The sequence below is a fragment of the Kitasatospora sp. NPDC002227 genome (genome assembly GCF_040296285.1).
Lineage (GTDB): Bacteria > Actinomycetota > Actinomycetes > Streptomycetales > Streptomycetaceae > Kitasatospora.
The window spans coordinates 328,475-344,019 of sequence record NZ_JBEOWY010000001.1 but is presented as its reverse complement, the minus strand read 5'-3'; the positions used below and the strand labels follow the sequence as shown (position 1 = coordinate 344,019).

Here is a 15,545-nt window from a genome sequence, read left to right as displayed (position 1 = left end):
CATGAGTGAGTACGACTGGGTGGCGGAGCTGCGCCGGCTGCGCGACCAGGGGCTGGACATCGTCCAGGTCGCCGAACACATGCGGGACAACCATGAGGCGTTCGCGAAGCGGTCGATCGTGATCCTCAACCAGTACCGGCTGGCGTTCGACCTGTCGATTCCCCAGATGCAGGACATCGGGGGCTGGTACGAGGGCGGCCTGTCCGCCGAGTACCTGAGGCGGGAGATCCGGATCTGACGGACCGGTGACACCACGGGCCGCGCCCTCCCTCCGGGGAGGGCGCGGCCCCGTCCCGCGCGGGCGTCCGCCCGTGGACGCAGCGAGGGGCCGCCCCCGGCCGGGGGCGGCCCGTCCACGTGCTTGGCGGGCTTACTTCAGGGCGCCGAGGGCGGCCTGGTAGTTCGGCTCGTCGGCGATCTCGGAGACGAGCTCGGTGTGCAGGACCTCGTCGTTCTCGCCGAGGACGACGACCGCGCGGGCGGTCAGACCGGCCATCGCGCCGCCCGCGATGTCCACGCCGTAGGCGGCGTGGAAGTCACGGTTGCGGAAGGTGGAGAGGCTCTGGACGTTCTCCAGGCCCTCGGCGCCGCAGAAGCGGGCCTGCGCGAAGGGCAGGTCGGCCGAGATGCACAGCACCACGGTGTTCTCAAGGCTGTTGGCCTCGGCGTTGAACGTGCGGACCGAGGTCGCGCAGGTCGGGGTGTCGACGCTGGGGAAGATGTTCAGGACCTTGCGCTTGCCGGCGAAGTCCGCCAGGGACTTCTCCGCCAGCCCCGCACCGACGAGGGTGAACGCGGGGGCCGTGCTGCCGGACTGCGGCAGCTCGCCGTTGACCTCGACCGGGTTGCCCTTGAGGGTGACCTGAGCCATGAGGGTTTCTCCTCCAGATGGTCGTACTTCTCGGTGTAGCCACACCGCGTGACCGGGACGGCTACGCGGGTAACTGGGAACACGGAGATCCTACTCAGTGCGCGGGCGGAGGCGGGAGTGGATGTCCGACCAGTGATCGGGTGCTCAGGAGGGCACCTGTTCGTGCTGGTGGATGAGGCGCTTGAGGTGGGCGATCTCCCGCTGGAGGGCCTGGGCGCCGGCCGGGGTGAGGGTGATCCAGGTGCGCGGGCGGCGGCCTTCGTACCCCTTCTCGACCTCGATCAGGGCGGCCTTCTCCAGCACGGTGAGGTGCTGGCCCAGGTTGCCGGCGGTCAGGTCGAGGGTGGTGCGCAGGAAGCCGAACTCCACCCGGCGGGCCTGGTGGGTCACGGTGAGGATGCCGAGACGGACGCGCTGGTGGACCACGTCGTCCAGGCCGGTGGCGGGGTGCTGGTCGGGCTCGGGATGCTGCTCGGTGGGTCGCTCGGTGGGCTGCTCGGTCATGATGCGGTGCGCCGCCGGGGGAGCTGGGCACGGGCGAAGCCCAGCGCGCCGAGCAGCAGGAGCAGGCCCGGGACGCCGTAGCGAGGGAGGCCGGACCAGGGGGACGAGTAGGCGATCCCCGACCAGCCGGTGGTGAGGGGAACCAGTTCGACGGCGAGGTAGACCAGGGTCAGCAGGAGCAGGGCCGGGCTGCGCTCGACCCAGGCGAGCACCAGCAGGGGGAGGCCGATGCTGGCGGCGGAGCCGGTGAGCCGCAGGAGGAAGGTGGTCAGGCCCGAGTGCGGGTCCAACCGCGCGCCCAGGAAGTCGACCGGAGCGCCGGGCGTCAGGTGGCTGACGGCCCAGAAGCTGGTGGCCGAGACCAGGAAGACCAGCCCCGGGCCGATCAGGACGTAGGGGCGCACGGGGGTGCCGACGCCTCGGCTGCGCGAGCGGCGCAGGTAGAAGGCGGCCGTCGCGGCGTAGACGAGGACCAGGCCGACCGTCCAGTAGAGCGGTGAGCCCTGCTTCGCGATGGTGCAGCCGGAGCCGCCGTCCGGGCAGGGGACGTCCTGGATGCTGACGGTCAGCCGGGTGACGAGGATCCCGCCGAGGGTGAGCAGGCCGAGCAGGAGCAGGGGGAACCAGGTGCCGCGCTGGACGGCGCGCACCCGGCGGGTCAAGTCGCCCAGACCGTCCAGGACTTCGCGCGGGGAGCCGTTCGACGACGGCAGCGGTATGTCTGTCATGCAGTCAGCTTTGCATTACAGACTGATTGTGGCAAGAGATTTGGGTGAAACGAAGCGGCCCCTCCGGAAGTCCGGAGGGGCCGCTGGGTGAGGCTGGTTGACGCAGCGTCAGAGCTCGGTGAGCTCGCCCAGGCCGAGGGTGCGGAGGGTGTGGTTGGCCATGGCCAGGTGGCCGGCCGCGTTGGGGTGGGCCGGGTCGTCCAGCCAGGCGAGCGGGTCGTGGCTGCCGAAGCGGTCCAGCCAGTGCGCCTCGTGGTCGACCAGCAGGGCGCCGGTGTCGGCGGCGATCTCGCGCACGGCCTGGCAGTAGGCGGGGAGTTCGGCGCGGTAGGGCCGGCCGGCGATGCTGGCCAGGGTCGGGGTGTGCAGCACGATCCGGGCGTCCGGCGTCCGGGCGATGATCTCGCGCATCGCCGCGTGGAAGGCGGGCAGCCCGTCCAGGCCCGCGATCGCGTCGTTGGTGCCGAGCGAGAGGGAGAGGATGTCGGGGGCGAAACGGCCGATCACGTGCTCGTACGCGTCCAGCACGTGGCTCGCGCGCCAGCCGGTCACGCCGGTGTTCAGGACCAGGTCGGTGTGCCGGTCGAGCTGCCAGCGGACGCGCTCGCTGAGGTGCTCGACCCAGCCCCGGGCGCCGTGGGTGTGCAGCACGGCCTGGGTGATGCTGTCACCCGTCATCACCCAGGTCATCGGCTGGTCGGACAGTTCGATCATCTCGGTCGTCTCCCCCGTGGTGGTGGTCGGTCACGGTGATCATAACGGGGGGATGACGGGCGTCAGGCCTGGTGGAGGCGGGTGAGCAGGGCGAGCAGCTGCCGCTGCTCGGCGGGGTCGAGCGGGGCGAGCAGCTCGGCGTTGGCGCGGTCGGCTCGCTCGCCGTGCAGTACTCGAGGGCCCGCGGGGCCGGGCGGGTGGTGGCGGCGGTGGGCAGTGCGGAGAAGGCGGAGTTCGCCCGCGCCCTCGGGGCGGACGACGTGGTGCTGTACTCGGACGCGTCCTGGGGCGAGCCGGTCGACGTGGTGCTGGACGGGGTGGGTGGCGAGCTGCTCGGCCCGGCGGTGCGGGCGCTCGCCCCCGGCGGCCGGCCGGTGGCGTTCAGCTCCGGCGGCGGGGTGGTGGACGCGTACGAGCTGCTGATACGCAGCGCCTCGGTGACGGGGTTCCAGATGGCCGCGATCGCTCGGGGCCAGCCGGAGTTGTACGCCCGCTGGCGGGAGGAGCTGTGGGAGCTGTACCGGCAGGGCGGCCTGCGGGTCCAGGTGGCCGCCGAGCTGCCGCTGGCCGAGGCCGGGGCGGCGCACGCCCTCATCGAGGAGCGGCGGAACCTCGGGAAGGTCGTGCTGCTGCCGGGCCGGTGAGGGCGGCCCCGCGGGCGAGCACCGGGTCGGTGCCGTCCGGGCGGTCGTAGCACTCGAGGAGCAGCCTGCCCCTCAGGTCCTCCAGCTCCTCCACGGCCTCCGCGAGCAGGGCCTCGGCCCAGGCGTCGAGCGAGGTGGTGCTCAGCGCGGCGTTCGGCACCGCCGACGGCGGGCCGAGGGGCACCCAGTCGGGCGTGCGGTCGTCCTGGTGCAGCAGCCGCCACCAGTAGGGCTGCCAGTAGGGCTTCTGCTGCGGCACGGGAGCAGCTCCGGGGCTCGGGGCGGGTGATCCGCCTCACAGGGTGTCACAGCCCGGCGGGCTGCGGTGTCCTGTGTCCGAACCCCTTGGAGAGGCGGGAGAACGGCATGGACGAGCAGGTCGAGGTGGTCGTGGTCGGCGGCGGGTACGCCGGGGTGATGGCGGCGAACCGGTTGACCCAGCGGGAGGGGCTGCGGGTGACCCTGGTCAACCCGCGGGCCGGCTTCGTGGAGCGGATCCGGCTGCACCAGCTGGCGGGCGGCACTCACCCGGCGGTGGCGGCGTACGAGGAGGTGCTGGCGGCCGGGGTGCGCCTGGTGGTCGACAGCGCGAGCCGGATCGACGCCGCGGGGCGCCGGGTGGAGCTGGCCGGTGGCGGAGCGCTCGGGTACGACTACCTGGTCTACGCGGTGGGCAGCGGCAGCGCCGACCCGCGGGTGCCCGGCGCGGCCGAGCACGCGTACCCGGTGGCGAGCCTGGAGGAGGCGCAACGGCTGCGGGAGGCGATCGGCGCGGCGCCCGTGGCGGCCCCGGTGACGGTGGTCGGCGGTGGCCCGACCGGGATCGAGACGGCGGCCGAGCTGGCCGAGGCCGGCCGGTCGGTGACGCTGGTCTGCGGCGGGGCGCTCGGCCCCTACCTGCACCCCCGCGGGCGGCGCGCCGTCGCCCGGCGGCTGGCCCGGCTCGGGGTCGTGGTGCTGGTCGGCGTGCGGGTGACGGAGGTGACGGACAAGGTGGTGCGGCTCGGCGACGGCAGCATGCTGGCCAGCCGGGTGACGGTGTGGACGGCCGGGTTCGGCGTGCCGCAGCTGGCCGCCGTCAGCGGGCTGCGCACCGACGCGCTCGGCCGGCTGCTCACCGACGAGACACTGACCAGCCTGGGTGACGAGCGGATCGTCGCGGCGGGCGATTCGGCCGCGCCCTCCGGGGTGCCGTTCCGGATGAGCTGCCAGGCGGCCGAGCCGCTCGGCGCCCATGCCGCCGACACCGTGCTCGGGCGGATCGACGGGAGGCAGCCGGAGCCGGTGCGGCTCGGGTTCTTCGGGCAGTGCGTCAGCCTCGGCCGCAGCGCCGCCGTGTTCCAGTACGCCGGGCGGGACGACGTGGCCAAGGCGGTGCACCTGGGCGGGCGTGCCACCGCGAAGCTCAAGGAGCTGGTCTGCCGCGCCACGGTCAAGCAGCTGACGGCCGAGGCACGCAAGCCCGGATCGCTCCGCTGGGAGTGGGCCGAGGACCGCACCCGGCCGGAGCAGGTCTCGGGGCCGGCGAGGAAGGAGCGCGTGCGATGACCGAGCCGTTGACACCGCAGGACGCGGCGGCCGACCAGGCGACCGAGGCCTTCGTCGCCCATCGGAACCTGCTCTTCACCGTGGCCTACGAGATGCTCGGCTCGGCGGCCGACGCGGAGGACGTGCTGCAGGAGACGTGGCTGCGCTGGGTCGGCGTCGACCTCGGCCAGGTGCGGGACCAGCGGGCCTACCTGGTGCGGATCACCACCCGGCAGGCGCTCAACCGGCTGCGCACCATGAGCAGGCGCAAGGAGGCCTATGTCGGCTCCTGGCTGCCCGAGCCGATGCTGACCACGCCGGACGTGGCGGAGGACGTCGAGCTGGCCGAGAGCGTGTCGATGGCGATGATGCTGGTCCTCGAGACGCTCTCGCCCACCGAGCGGGCGGTCTTCGTGCTGCGGGAGGCCTTCGACGTCAGCTACGAGGAGATCGCGGCCGCCGTCGACAGGACCCCGGCCGCGGTGCGGCAGATCGCCCACCGCGCCCGGCGGCACGTGGATGCCCGGCGGCCGCGCGGGGTGGTCTCCACCCGGGAGGCCAGGGCGGCGCTGGAGTCCTTCCGGCGCTGCCTGGAGACGGGTGACCTGCAGGGCTTCCTCGACGTCTTCGCCCCCGACGTGGTGCTGGTCGGCGATGGTGGCGGCATCAAGCAGGCCGCGCCGCGGCCGGTGTCCGGGGCCGACAAGGTGGCCCGGTTCATCACCGGCGGGATGCGCAGGTTCGGCGCCGAGCTCAGCTGCGCGCTCACCACGGTCAACGGCAGCCCGGCGCTGCGGATGTACCTGGACGGGGAGTTCGACGGCGTGATGGCGCTGCGGATGGACGAAGGCCGGATCAGCGGCCTCTACTACGTCCGCAACCCGCAGAAGCTCACCAGGGTGGAGGCCGAGACGGTGCTCACCCTGCGGTGAGCGTCTCCCGGCCGGCGGTCAGGAGGCAGGAGCGGTCAGCGCCGGGGTGCCGACCAGGACGGCGGCGGCCAGTCCGGCGACGAGAAGGGCGGTGATCAGGACACCGGCGCAGACGGCCCTGACCGAGACGGGGCGCTCGGGCGGTGTGACGTTGCTCTGGTACCGCTCGGCCTCGGCGACGAAGGCGAACGGGACGGGCTCCGGCCCCGGGGCCATCCGAGCACTCCTCAGGTCTGCTGGTCTGATCACCTGACCGATCATGCCCGATTCGTCCGACTTGAACCAAAAAAGTGCTGACCCACCGTCAGGCCGGGACCGGTCCGTCGCGCCGGGCCGGTGTGAAGTACGGCAGGATGGCGACGACAACCACAGGAGCTACTGCCAGGAGCGTTCCATGGGCCAGCCCGGCCGGTCGGTCAACCGCTACCGCATCGGGGAGGCGGCGGCGATGCTCGGCGTGAGCGCCGACACCATGCGGCGCTGGGTGGATGCCGGGCGCCTCGCCGCCGAGCGCGACGAGCACGGGCACCGGATCATCGCCGGGCCCGAACTGGCCTCCTTCGCCCGCGAGCTGGCCCGGCCGGAGAACGCCGAGGCGGAGGGGCGGCCCTCCTCCGCCCGCAACCGCTTCCCCGGGATCGTCACCGACGTGGTGCTCGGCGACGTCGCCGCCCAGGTGGAGATCCAGGCCGGCCCGTTCCGGGTGGTCTCGCTGATCAGCCGGGACTCGGCCGAGGAGCTGAACCTGGTGCCCGGCGCCCCCGCCACCGCCGTCATCAAGTCCACCAACGTGGTGATCGAGCGTGGCTGAGCGGCGGGTGCTCGCCGTCGCCCACCGGGGTGACCCGTACCGCTTCCGGGAGAACACCCTCGCCTCGGTGGAGTCCGCCCTGGCCGCCGGGGCCGATCTGGTCGAGGTGGACGTCCAGCTCACCCGGGACGGCGTCCCGGTGCTGCTGCACGACCTGACCCTGGATCGGCTCTGGCGCGACCGGCGCCCGGTCGGCTCGGTCACCGCCGAGCAGCTGACCGACGTCGGCAGCCCCGGCCTGCGGGTGCCCACCCTGGCCGAGGCGCTCAAGGCGGTCGGCGAGACCCCCGGCGCCCGGCTGATGATCGACCTCGACACGCCCGGCCCGGTGGCCGCCACCTGGCAGCTCGTCACCGACCTCGGCGCCGAGCAGCGGGTGGCCTTCTGCGGCCCGATCGGCGCGATGCTGGCCGTGCGCGAGCTCGCCCCCGCCGCCGAGCTGGCCCTCACCTGGAAGCAGCCCCGCCTCCCCGGCCCGGCCCTGCTGGCCGACCTGCGCCCCCGCTACGTCAACCCGCCGTTCGGGCTGGTCACGGCGGAGTTCACCGCCGCCGCGCACGGGCTCGGCCTGGAGGTCAGCTGCTGGACGGTCGACCGGCGGCGCACCATGGCCCGGATGCTCGAGTACGGCGTCGACTCGCTCACCACCAACCGGATCGCCCTGCTGCACCGGGTCCTGGGCGCGCCCTCCGGAACACGGCGGCCGTGACCGCGAAGGTGCTGACCCGGCGGGAGCTGGGCCGGGCGCTGCTGGCCCGTCAGCAGCTCCTCGAGCGGGGCGGCGGCGGCGCCGAGGCGATGGTGGCCCACCTGGTCGGGCTGCAGGCGCAGGCCGCGCCCGAGCCGCCGTACCTCGGGCTGTGGTCCCGGCTGGCCGGGTTCCGGCCCGAGGAGCTGAGCGGGCTGCTGACGGAGCGCCGGGTGGTCCGGGTCGCACTGCAGCGCGGGACGATCCACCTGGTCACGGCCGAGGACTGTCTGAGCCTGCGTCCGCTGCTGCAGCCCGTCCTGGACCGGGCGCTGCGCGGCGCCTACGGCAAGCGACTGGCCGGGCTCGACCTGGCGGAGCTCGCCGCGCTCGGGCGGGAGCTGGTGGAGGCCGAGCCGCTCACCTTCCAGGAGCTCGGGCAGCGGCTGGCGCTCACGTACCCGGACCGCGATCCGGCGGCGCTCGCGCAGGCCGTGCGGGCCGGGCTGTCGCTGGTGCAGGTGCCGCCGCGTGGGCTGTGGGGCCGCAGCGGCCCGGCCGCGCACACCACGGCCGAGCACTGGCTCGGCCGGAGCGGCCCGGCGGGCGGCCCGGCGGAGCTGGTGCGGCGGTATCTGGCGGCGTTCGGCCCGGCGAGCGTCGCGGACGTGCAGAAGTGGTGCGGCCTCACCGGGGTCGGGCGGGTGGTGGCCGTGCTGGCGGGGGAGTTGCTGGAGTACCGGGACGAGCAGGGCAGGGTGCTGTACGACCTGCCCGCCGCGCCGCGCCCGGGGGCCGACACACCCGCCCCGGCCCGGCTGCTCGCGCCCTTCGACAACCTGCTGCTCTCGCACGCCGACCGGTCCCGGGTGCTGCCCGAGGAGCACCGCCGCCGGGTGATGACCGTGAACGGCCTGGTGCTCGGCACGCTGCTGCTCGACGGTGCGGTGGACGGCGTCTGGCGCTCGGCGCCGGGCACGGTCACCGTCTGCCCGTTCCGGAGGCTGACCGCCGCCGAGCGGGCCGAGGTCGAGGCCGAAGGGGCCCGGCTGGCGGAGTTCCTGGGCGCGGGGGAGCTGGTGGTCGAGGGCGGCTGACCCCGCATTGGATCGGATGAATCGGAGCGCATGAATCGGACATTTCATCAGATTCTGTGATGATAATGGTCGGTCAGGACGGCCCGATCGCGGTGGGAGGCGGCATGTCGGTGGAGCCCGCCGGGGCGAGCAGCCCCGAGGACCGCAGGCCGCCGTACCGGATGCTGCCGCCGGTGGTCCGGACGGCCGCCGCCTGGTCCGTCGCGGTGATCCTCTTCATCTCCGTCGCCACCCTGGTGGTGTACGCCTTCGTCGCGCTGCGCGCCGCCACCATCCCGATGGTGCTCGCGCTGCTCGGCACCGCGCTGCTGTACCCCGTCATGCCCTGGCTGGTCCGGCGCGGGCTCGGGCGGGGCCCGGCCGCCGGGCTCACCTGCGTGGTGCTGGTGGCCGTGGTCTGCGGGGTGCTCGCGGTGCTCACCAACTCGCTGGTGCACAGCGCCCCGCAGATCGCCGCCTCGCTCAAGCAGGCGGGCGACCAGCTCGCCGACTGGCTCGGCCCGGCGGGGGAGAAGCTCAAGCACGCGCTCTCCGACACGGCCGGCTCCGGCACCTCGGCCACCGGTTCGCTGCTGAGCTCGCTGGCCAGCGGAGTGCTCTCGGGCCTGGGCATCCTCACCCAGCTGGTCACCGGCGGGGTGCTCGCCCTGGCCCTGGTCTTCTTCTTCCTCCGCGACGGCCACCGCAGCCCCGACCTGGTCCGCGCCCTGCTGCGCCCCGAGACGGCCGAGACGGTGATCGCCTGCGGCCGGCAGGCCTTCGCGGCCACGGCCGGCTTCATGCGCGGCACCACGCTGATCGCCTTGATCGACGCCACCTTCATCACCATCGGCCTGGTGATCCTCGGAGTGCCGGGCGCGGCCGGGCTCGGCGCCCTGGTCTTCCTCGGGGCCTTCATCCCCTTCATCGGCGCCTTCCTCTCCGGCACCGTCGCCGTGCTGGTCGCCCTCGCCGACGGCGGGCTCGGCACCGCGCTGTGGACACTCGGCGTGGTGCTCGCCGTCCAGGCCGTGGAGGGCAACATCCTGCAGCCCGTGATCCAGAGCCGCACCGTCGAGCTCCACCCCGCGACGATCATGTTCGCCGTGGTGGCCGGCTCCGGCGTGGCCGGCATCCTCGGCGCGCTGCTCGCCGTCCCGGTCTGCGCGGCCGGGCTCGGCGTGGTCTCCGTGCTGCGCGGGCGCGGACTGCGCGACCCGCGCCCGGAGCCGCCGGGCACGGCGGTCGGGAACTGAGCGGTATTGTCGCGGTGGCCAAGAGTGGCCAAGAAGCGGTGAGTAGAGAGCAGGGGACGTGGAGTTCCGAGCAGACATCCTGGGAGCGCCGTACGAGTCCGTCGAGCTGCCCCTGCGGGCCGACGACGAGGGCCCGGTCAGCGCCACGCTGGTACGGCGGCTCGTCCCCGGCTCGCAGCGCGCCGTGCTCTACGTCCACGGCTACGTGGACTACTTCTTCCAGACCCACCTGGCCGACCACTTCACCGCCGCCGGGTACTCCTTCTACGCCCTCGACCTGCGCAAGTACGGCCGCTCGCTGCGCCCGCACCAGTCGCCCAACTTCATCCGCGACCTCGCCTCCTACGACGAGGAGCTGGACGAGGCCGTCCGCATCGTCCGGGACCTGGACGGTCACACCCAGCTGCTGGTCAACGGCCACTCCACCGGCGGCCTGGTCACCGCGCTGTGGGCCGACCGCCGCGCCGGGCGCGGCCTGGTGGACGGGCTGTTCCTGAACAGCCCGTTCCTGTCCATGCCCGCCGCGCCCGCCGTGCGCACCGTCGGCTCCCCGGCCCTGGACGTGCTCGGCCGCCTGCTGCCCACCACCAAGCTGCCCGCGCCGCTCAACCCGCACTACGTGCACAGCCTGCACCGCGACCACAAGGGCAGCTGGGACTTCGACCTCGGCCTCAAGCCCGCCGAGGGCTTCCCGCTGTTCGCGGGCTGGCTCGCCGCGATCAACCAGGGCCACCGCAAGGTCCGCCAGGGCCTCGCAATCGACTGCCCCGTGCTGCTGATGGCCTCCACCGCCTCCACCGTCACCAGCAAGTGGGACGACGCCCTGCACCGCACCGACGGCGTGCTGCGCGCCGACGACATCGCCGACCTCGCGCCCCGGCTCGGCCGCCACGTCACCTGCGTGCGGATCGAGGACGGCGTGCACGACCTGGTGCTGTCCGGCGAACAGGCCCGCGGTCAGGTCTTCGCGGAGCTGGACCGCTGGCTGGCCGCCTACCTGCCGGTGGCGCCGTGACCGCGGTGGAAGGCCTCCCGGTGGGGGACGACCGGCGCGCCGTCGAGCGGGCGGTGGCCCTCGGGCTGGCCAAACTGATGCCGGACCTGGACGACGAGCAGGGCTGGCTGCTGACCCTGGACGGCACCCCGCAGTCGTACGTGGACCTGGCCGACCCGGCACACCTGGAGTTCGAGTACACCCGGCGGATCGCCCACCTCCTCGACGAACTGCGCCCCGGTGAGCCGCTGAACGCCCTGCACCTGGGCGGCGGCGCGCTCTCCGTACCGCGCTACCTGGCCGACGCCCGGCCCGGTTCGCGGCAGCGGGTGGTGGAGGTGGACGGGCCGCTGGTGGAGCTGGTCCGCGAGGTGCTGCCCTGGCCGGAGGGGATCGAGGTCGAGGTCGGCGACGCCCGGGCGGCGCTGGCGGCCGCGCCCGCCGGTGCGGCGGACGTGGTGGTCGCGGACGTCTTCCACGGCTCGCGGACCCCGGCGCACCTGCTGTCGGTGGAGTTCGTGCGGCTCGCCGCGGCGGCGCTGAAGCCCGGCGGCTGCTACGCGGCCAACCTCGCCGACGGACCGCCGCTGGCCTTCGCCAAGGCGCAGGCGGCCACGGTGGCCGCCGTCTTCCCCGAGGTGTGCCTGGTCGCCGAGCCCTCGGTGCTGCGCGGGCGCCGGTACGGCAACGTGCTGCTGATCGGCTCCGGCCGGCCGCTCCCGGTCGAGCCGCTGGGCCGCCGCCTGGCGGCGGACCCCTTCCCCGCGCGGCTGTGCGAGGGGGCCGAGCTGGCCAAGCTGATCCGGAAGGTCGAGCCGGTGACGGATGCCGCCGCCGAGGACTCGCCGCCCCCGCCCGCCGGGGCGTTCAGCGTCGGGTGATCGCGGGACCTGACGGGGTGTGAGAATGGCGGCTGGTGCCGACGGGTGAGGAGAGGCTGATGGGGCAGGAGAGGGTTGCGGCGCGGCTCGGGGAGATCCCGGAGACGGCCCTGTGGACGCTCTACCACCGGGCGCTGGAGGCCCGCCGGCCGGACACCCTGCTGGCGGACCCGAAGGCGGTCGAGCTGGTGGACCGGATCGACTTCCCGTTCGAGGAGCGGTTCGGCGCGAGCGAGACCCAGGCCCAGCTGCAGGCACTGCGGGTGGCCTGCTTCGACCGCGAGGTGACGGACTTCCTGGCCCGGGAGCCGCGCGGCACCGTGGTCTGTCTCGGGGAGGGCCTGGAGACCCAGTACTGGCGGGTGGACAACGGCCGGGCGCAGTGGCTGACCGTGGACCTGCCCGAGATGGTGGCGCTGCGCGAGGAACTGCTGCCGCCCGGCCCGCGCCAGCGGTACCTGGCCGCGGACGTCACCGAGCCGGGCTGGGCCGAGGAGGTGGACCGCGGCCGTGAAGTCCTGGTCAGCGCACAGGGTCTGCTGATGTACCTCCGGCCGGCCCAGGTCAGGGCCCTGATCGCCGGCTGCGCCGAACAGTTCCCGGGCGGCTCGCTCGTCCTGGACGCCGTGCCGCGCTGGTTCGGCCGGCTCACCACCGAGGGGCACCTGCAGAGCCACCACTACCGGGCACCCGCGATGCCGTGGGCGATGGACGCCGCCGAACGGGACAAGCTGCGCACCGCGAGCCCTTCGGTGGCGGCCGTGCGGGACGTCCGGCCGGTCGGCGGCCGCGGGCTCGTCGGCGCGCTGCTGCCACTGGCCCTGGCGGTGCCGCCGCTGGCCGCCCGCCGCCCGTCGGTCACCGTCCTGGAGTTTGCCGGGGGCGTGGACGACGGCCAGTGATGCCGGCCTGTGCGGATGCCGGGCCTGATCGCCTGTCCGAGGTCGGATGCGTCGCGCCATCGGGGGGCGTCGGCGTCCCGACGTCATGGTGCAACCGGGTATCGGAAGCCTCCCCCGGCCGGCTGAACCGGAAGGGCGATCCTGCGCGGCGAGGACGGCTCCGACGTGCTGATCCTCAGCGATGTGCTGCCGCCCACGCCGGACGGAGGAGTCACGCGGGGCGAAGAACGGGGTCGATCTCGGCCAGGATCTCGTGCAGCTGACGGGCCCCCAGGGCCACGCGGTCGTCGGCATCCCGCAGCATCTCCTCGCACAGCTGCATGGCGTTGTCCCGGTCCTTGGAGAAGATGCCGAACACGTCGGTGATCGCCGTGTGGATCCAATCGCGGTGATTCGGGCCGGCGACCGCCATCGCGGAGGCGACTGTCGCCAGCCCGATCCTGTCCTTCCGCCGAAGCACGGCTTCCGCGGTCACCCGGGTGACGAAGGTGTCATCGGGGTCGAGCACGAGCTCCAGCAGTGGCCCGAGGGCCTCCTGCATGTCGGCGAAGGCTGCCAAGCCGTGACCGGCATTCGCCCGGTCGCGGTAGTCGTGGCTCCGCCCGAGCTCGCTGAGCGCCACGAGAGCGGCATGCCGCGGGTCACTGTCCCCTTGCAGCATGGCGCGCAATCGCCTCACCTCAGCGATCAGGCGGGGCATGTCCTGTCGCGCGGATGCGATGAAGTCGAGATCGGCATCCAGTTGCACGTCCGGACCGACCTGGACCTGCTCCCCGTCGGTGAACCGACTGAGATAGATCTCGTCGTCCTGCACGGCAGTGTCCGGGGCGATCTGGATGCAGCTCGCCCCGCCGGTCGCACCGCGAGTCTCCAGCACGGGAATCCACGCACCCGGGGAGGCGGCCGCGATGCGCACCTCCATGGCACTGAGCTCTTCTTCAGTCGGCATGACCGGATCATCCACCCCAACCGGGCGGACCGTCCACGGGATACTCGGCGACCCCGAGCCTGCGGGGCGACCGCCTCCCGGGTGGGCGCGTCGGTGGACGGGGGCGGGTGCCCGCTCCCGAGGCGGGGTGTCACGCGGTGGCGGTCCGCTGGGCCAGGTTGTGGGTGACCAGCAGGGTGGTCCGGCCGTCGAGGAGGCCGTGCAGCGCGTGCAGGATCCTGTGCCCAAATCGAAAAGTCCGAGACCCGCCGAGACCCGCCGGGAATCGCCGTCCGCTTGATCGACCGACTCGAACAGGGGCAGGATCCTCTTCCATGAACGAGACCTGGGAAATCGTCAACACCCTTGCCCAGAGGCTGGATTCACACTTCGACCAGCCTGACGAGCAGCGATGGACCGTGCAGGCGTTGAAGCTCCAGGAAGAAGCGGGCGAGGTCGCGCAGGCCGTCATCGGCGCTCTGGGCGCCAACCCGCGCAAGGGGCACTCGCACACCTGGGACGACGTGCGGTCCGAGGCGTGCGACGTGGCGCTGACCGCGCTGGTCCTGCTCGCCCGCATGGGCGGCGACCCCCGCTGGTTCTTCGAGGAGCACCTGCGCTCCGTCCGCGACCGTCCTGCCCTCGCCACCGAGGAGACCACCACGTGATCGACTTCGACCTGCTGGCCCGCCAGGCGCTCGACGAGGGCCTCGACAAGCTCGCCGCCGGGACCGTCGTCCGCGACCCGGCCGGGCGCGTGCTGCTGATGCGCCGCCGCCCGGACGACGCTCTCCCGGGACTCTGGGACTACCCGGCGGGCGGGCTGAACGACGGCGAGAACCCGCTGGCCGGAGCCCTGCGGGAACTGGCCGAGGAGACCGGCATCCGCGGCGTGGACGTCGAGTACGTGCGAGCCCTGGACTTCGTGAACACCAAGGGGCGGGCGACCCGCCAGTTCGTGTTCACCACCACCGTGCCCGCCACGACCGAGGTGGCGTTGTCCGAGCACGACGACTGGGGCTGGTTCACGCCCGACGAGCTGCCGCCCACCAGCGACGGCTACCGGGAGGTCATCGGCCGGCTCACCCACCGCCTCGCCGCCGGCTGGACGCCCGTCGGCCGGTACGTGCAGACCGTCGCCCGCCCGATGGCGTACGCGCACTTCCTGATCCGCGACCCGCAGGGCCGGACGCTGGGGCTCCGCCACGCGGTCGACACGCAGCGGTGGGACTGGCCGGGTGGAAACGTCGAGACCGGCGAGACCCCGTTCGGGACGGCGCTGCGCGAGGCCCGCGAGGAGATCGGGGTCGACCTCGCCGAGCTGCACCCGGAGCTCATCGCCCGCCGGCCCCTGATCGCCGTGATCCACCAGCAGGCCGACCACGTCCGCCCCGTTCCCTCCGTCGGCTTCATCTTCGACGGCGGCGTGCTCACCCCGGAGCAGCAGGCCCGCATCGTCCTGGACCCCGCCGAGCACACCGAGTGGCGCTTCGAGTCCGCCTACGACTGGCGCCGTCACCTCACCCCCGAGCAGTACCGGCTGGACCTCCAGGTGCTGCGCGCCCAGCGCGGCGGCACGCCGCTCCACCTCGAACGGCCCGTGCCCGAGCACGACGACTTCGAAGGCGTCATCGCCTTCGTGACCACGCCGGACGGGCGCCTGCTGATGCACCACCGGGACGAGAAGGACGGCATCGCCTGGCCGGGGTACTGGACCCCGATCGGGGGTTGGCGGGAGCGGGCCGAGACCCCGGGCGAGACCGCTGTCCGGGAGGTCTTCGAGGAGGCCGGCATCCGGATCAGCGGCCTGGGCCCCGTCCCCGGTCCGAGGCACGAGCTCGTCTCGCCGATCACCCGCGTCCTGCACGCCGTCTACGACGGACCGCCCGACGCGATCCGGCTCGGCGACGAGGGGCAGGCCGTCCGGTGGGTCCCGTTCGCGGAGACCGCCACGCTGAAGTCCCCGCCCTACCTGGACCACTACCTGCGTCTCATCCGGACCGGGTGGTCGGAGTTCGCGGAGCGGGCCGCGCAGCCGGAAGGCGGGTAGGAACCTCCGGGTGAGGCCGGCCGTTACCCGGGCGGGTTA

The 15,545-nt window shown here is 73.5% G+C and carries 19 protein-coding genes and 1 pseudogene; 13 read left to right on the top strand and 7 right to left on the bottom strand.

The window, feature by feature from the left end; genetic code table 11:
- Position 1 precedes the first annotated feature (1 nt).
- Positions 2-238, top strand: coding sequence for a hypothetical protein (locus tag ABT095_RS01535; protein ID WP_350527195.1), 237 nt, complete (start codon positions 2-4; stop codon positions 236-238).
- 132 nt (positions 239-370) lie between these two features.
- Here ABT095_RS01535 and tpx read toward each other — a convergent pair whose 3' ends face one another.
- The 4 genes from tpx to ABT095_RS01515 all read right to left on the bottom strand — a co-directional run bounded on the left by tpx (position 371) and on the right by ABT095_RS01515 (position 2,817).
- Positions 371-871, bottom strand: a complete 501-nt coding sequence (gene tpx / locus ABT095_RS01530; RefSeq protein WP_350527194.1) for a thiol peroxidase — start codon at positions 869-871, stop codon at positions 371-373.
- 144 nt (positions 872-1,015) lie between these two features.
- Complete coding sequence (locus tag ABT095_RS01525) at positions 1,016-1,375, bottom strand: winged helix-turn-helix domain-containing protein (protein WP_350527193.1); 360 nt, start codon at positions 1,373-1,375, stop codon at positions 1,016-1,018.
- Positions 1,372-2,103: a hypothetical protein gene (locus ABT095_RS01520; RefSeq protein ID WP_350527192.1), complete on the bottom strand. Its 732-nt coding sequence runs from the start codon at positions 2,101-2,103 to the stop codon at positions 1,372-1,374. Before ABT095_RS01520 ends, ABT095_RS01525 begins: the two co-directional genes overlap by 4 nt.
- 108 nt (positions 2,104-2,211) lie before the next feature.
- A complete protein-coding gene (locus tag ABT095_RS01515) occupies positions 2,212-2,817 on the bottom strand; it encodes an SGNH/GDSL hydrolase family protein (protein WP_350527191.1) in 606 nt (201 codons plus the stop codon).
- Between the two features lie 62 nt (positions 2,818-2,879).
- Here ABT095_RS01515 and ABT095_RS01510 point away from each other — a divergent pair.
- Positions 2,880-3,461 (top strand): annotated as a pseudogene (locus tag ABT095_RS01510) (zinc-binding dehydrogenase); the annotation flags it as partial.
- On the opposite strand, the gene ABT095_RS01505 reads toward ABT095_RS01510, so the two are convergent.
- Entirely contained in the window at positions 3,409-3,720 is a 312-nt protein-coding gene (locus ABT095_RS01505; protein WP_350527190.1) for a hypothetical protein, read from the bottom strand. The pseudogene ABT095_RS01510 and the gene ABT095_RS01505 overlap by 53 nt on opposite strands.
- 107 nt (positions 3,721-3,827) lie before the next feature.
- On the opposite strand from ABT095_RS01505, the gene ABT095_RS01500 reads away from it, so the two are divergent.
- Complete coding sequence (locus ABT095_RS01500) at positions 3,828-5,009, top strand: NAD(P)/FAD-dependent oxidoreductase (RefSeq protein WP_350527189.1); 1,182 nt, start codon at positions 3,828-3,830, stop codon at positions 5,007-5,009.
- The gene (locus ABT095_RS01495; protein ID WP_350527188.1) at positions 5,006-5,920 is read left to right on the top strand and encodes an RNA polymerase sigma-70 factor; all 915 of its coding nucleotides are present in this window, start codon (positions 5,006-5,008) and stop codon (positions 5,918-5,920) included. The genes ABT095_RS01500 and ABT095_RS01495 overlap by 4 nt, the downstream gene beginning before the upstream one ends.
- A gap of 18 nt (positions 5,921-5,938) precedes the next feature.
- Here ABT095_RS01495 and ABT095_RS01490 read toward each other — a convergent pair whose 3' ends face one another.
- On the bottom strand, positions 5,939-6,136 hold the full coding sequence (locus ABT095_RS01490; protein ID WP_350527187.1) for a hypothetical protein: 198 nt from the start codon (positions 6,134-6,136) through the stop codon (positions 5,939-5,941).
- Between the two features lie 178 nt (positions 6,137-6,314).
- Here ABT095_RS01490 and ABT095_RS01485 point away from each other — a divergent pair, with 178 nt between their 5' ends.
- From ABT095_RS01485 to ABT095_RS01455, 7 genes are all read left to right on the top strand, one after another.
- Positions 6,315-6,731, top strand: coding sequence for a TOBE domain-containing protein (locus tag ABT095_RS01485; RefSeq protein WP_350527186.1), 417 nt, complete (start codon positions 6,315-6,317; stop codon positions 6,729-6,731).
- Positions 6,724-7,440 carry a glycerophosphodiester phosphodiesterase gene (locus ABT095_RS01480; protein WP_350527185.1) on the top strand — a complete coding sequence of 239 codons (717 nt, stop codon included), beginning with the start codon at positions 6,724-6,726 and terminating at the stop codon, positions 7,438-7,440. The genes ABT095_RS01485 and ABT095_RS01480 overlap by 8 nt, the downstream gene beginning before the upstream one ends.
- Entirely contained in the window at positions 7,437-8,516 is a 1,080-nt protein-coding gene (locus tag ABT095_RS01475) for a winged helix DNA-binding domain-containing protein (protein ID WP_350527184.1), read from the top strand. The genes ABT095_RS01480 and ABT095_RS01475 overlap by 4 nt, the downstream gene beginning before the upstream one ends.
- 104 nt (positions 8,517-8,620) lie before the next feature.
- Positions 8,621-9,751 (top strand): AI-2E family transporter, encoded by a 1,131-nt coding sequence (locus ABT095_RS01470; RefSeq protein ID WP_350527183.1) that lies wholly within the window; start codon positions 8,621-8,623, stop codon positions 9,749-9,751.
- A gap of 58 nt (positions 9,752-9,809) precedes the next feature.
- Complete coding sequence (locus ABT095_RS01465; RefSeq protein ID WP_350527182.1) at positions 9,810-10,766, top strand: alpha/beta hydrolase; 957 nt, start codon at positions 9,810-9,812, stop codon at positions 10,764-10,766.
- Positions 10,767-10,843: 77 nt separating this feature from the next.
- Entirely contained in the window at positions 10,844-11,626 is a 783-nt protein-coding gene (locus ABT095_RS01460) for a spermidine synthase (protein WP_350527272.1), read from the top strand.
- 59 nt (positions 11,627-11,685) lie between these two features.
- On the top strand, positions 11,686-12,528 hold the full coding sequence (locus ABT095_RS01455) for a class I SAM-dependent methyltransferase (protein WP_350527181.1): 843 nt from the start codon (positions 11,686-11,688) through the stop codon (positions 12,526-12,528).
- Between the two features lie 211 nt (positions 12,529-12,739).
- On the opposite strand, the gene ABT095_RS01450 is transcribed toward ABT095_RS01455, so the two are convergent.
- Positions 12,740-13,477 carry a hypothetical protein gene (locus tag ABT095_RS01450; protein ID WP_350527180.1) on the bottom strand — a complete coding sequence of 246 codons (738 nt, stop codon included), beginning with the start codon at positions 13,475-13,477 and terminating at the stop codon, positions 12,740-12,742.
- A gap of 314 nt (positions 13,478-13,791) precedes the next feature.
- Here ABT095_RS01450 and ABT095_RS01445 point away from each other — a divergent pair, with 314 nt between their 5' ends.
- On the top strand, positions 13,792-14,124 hold the full coding sequence (locus ABT095_RS01445; RefSeq protein WP_350527179.1) for a MazG-like family protein: 333 nt from the start codon (positions 13,792-13,794) through the stop codon (positions 14,122-14,124).
- Positions 14,121-15,506 (top strand): NUDIX hydrolase, encoded by a 1,386-nt coding sequence (locus ABT095_RS01440; protein ID WP_350527178.1) that lies wholly within the window; start codon positions 14,121-14,123, stop codon positions 15,504-15,506. The genes ABT095_RS01445 and ABT095_RS01440 overlap by 4 nt, the downstream gene beginning before the upstream one ends.
- The last annotated feature ends 39 nt before the right edge of the window (positions 15,507-15,545 follow it).

Bases quoted from the DNA above. Each gene is read 5' to 3' on its own strand.
- ABT095_RS01535 (WP_350527195.1), top strand. From the start codon at position 2: ATGAGTGAGTACGACTGGGTGGCGGAGCTGCGCCGGCTGCGCGACCAG.
- tpx (WP_350527194.1), bottom strand. From the start codon at position 871: ATGGCTCAGGTCACCCTCAAGGGCAACCCGGTCGAGGTCAACGGCGAG.
- ABT095_RS01525 (WP_350527193.1), bottom strand. From the start codon at position 1,375: ATGACCGAGCAGCCCACCGAGCGACCCACCGAGCAGCATCCCGAGCCC.
- ABT095_RS01520 (WP_350527192.1), bottom strand. From the start codon at position 2,103: ATGACAGACATACCGCTGCCGTCGTCGAACGGCTCCCCGCGCGAAGTC.
- ABT095_RS01515 (WP_350527191.1), bottom strand. From the start codon at position 2,817: ATGATCGAACTGTCCGACCAGCCGATGACCTGGGTGATGACGGGTGAC.
- ABT095_RS01500 (WP_350527189.1), top strand. From the start codon at position 3,828: ATGGACGAGCAGGTCGAGGTGGTCGTGGTCGGCGGCGGGTACGCCGGG.
- ABT095_RS01495 (WP_350527188.1), top strand. From the start codon at position 5,006: ATGACCGAGCCGTTGACACCGCAGGACGCGGCGGCCGACCAGGCGACC.
- ABT095_RS01490 (WP_350527187.1), bottom strand. From the start codon at position 6,136: ATGGCCCCGGGGCCGGAGCCCGTCCCGTTCGCCTTCGTCGCCGAGGCC.
- ABT095_RS01485 (WP_350527186.1), top strand. From the start codon at position 6,315: ATGGGCCAGCCCGGCCGGTCGGTCAACCGCTACCGCATCGGGGAGGCG.
- ABT095_RS01470 (WP_350527183.1), top strand. From the start codon at position 8,621: ATGTCGGTGGAGCCCGCCGGGGCGAGCAGCCCCGAGGACCGCAGGCCG.
- ABT095_RS01460 (WP_350527272.1), top strand. From the start codon at position 10,844: ATGCCGGACCTGGACGACGAGCAGGGCTGGCTGCTGACCCTGGACGGC.
- ABT095_RS01455 (WP_350527181.1), top strand. From the start codon at position 11,686: ATGGGGCAGGAGAGGGTTGCGGCGCGGCTCGGGGAGATCCCGGAGACG.
- ABT095_RS01450 (WP_350527180.1), bottom strand. From the start codon at position 13,477: ATGCCGACTGAAGAAGAGCTCAGTGCCATGGAGGTGCGCATCGCGGCC.
- ABT095_RS01445 (WP_350527179.1), top strand. From the start codon at position 13,792: ATGAACGAGACCTGGGAAATCGTCAACACCCTTGCCCAGAGGCTGGAT.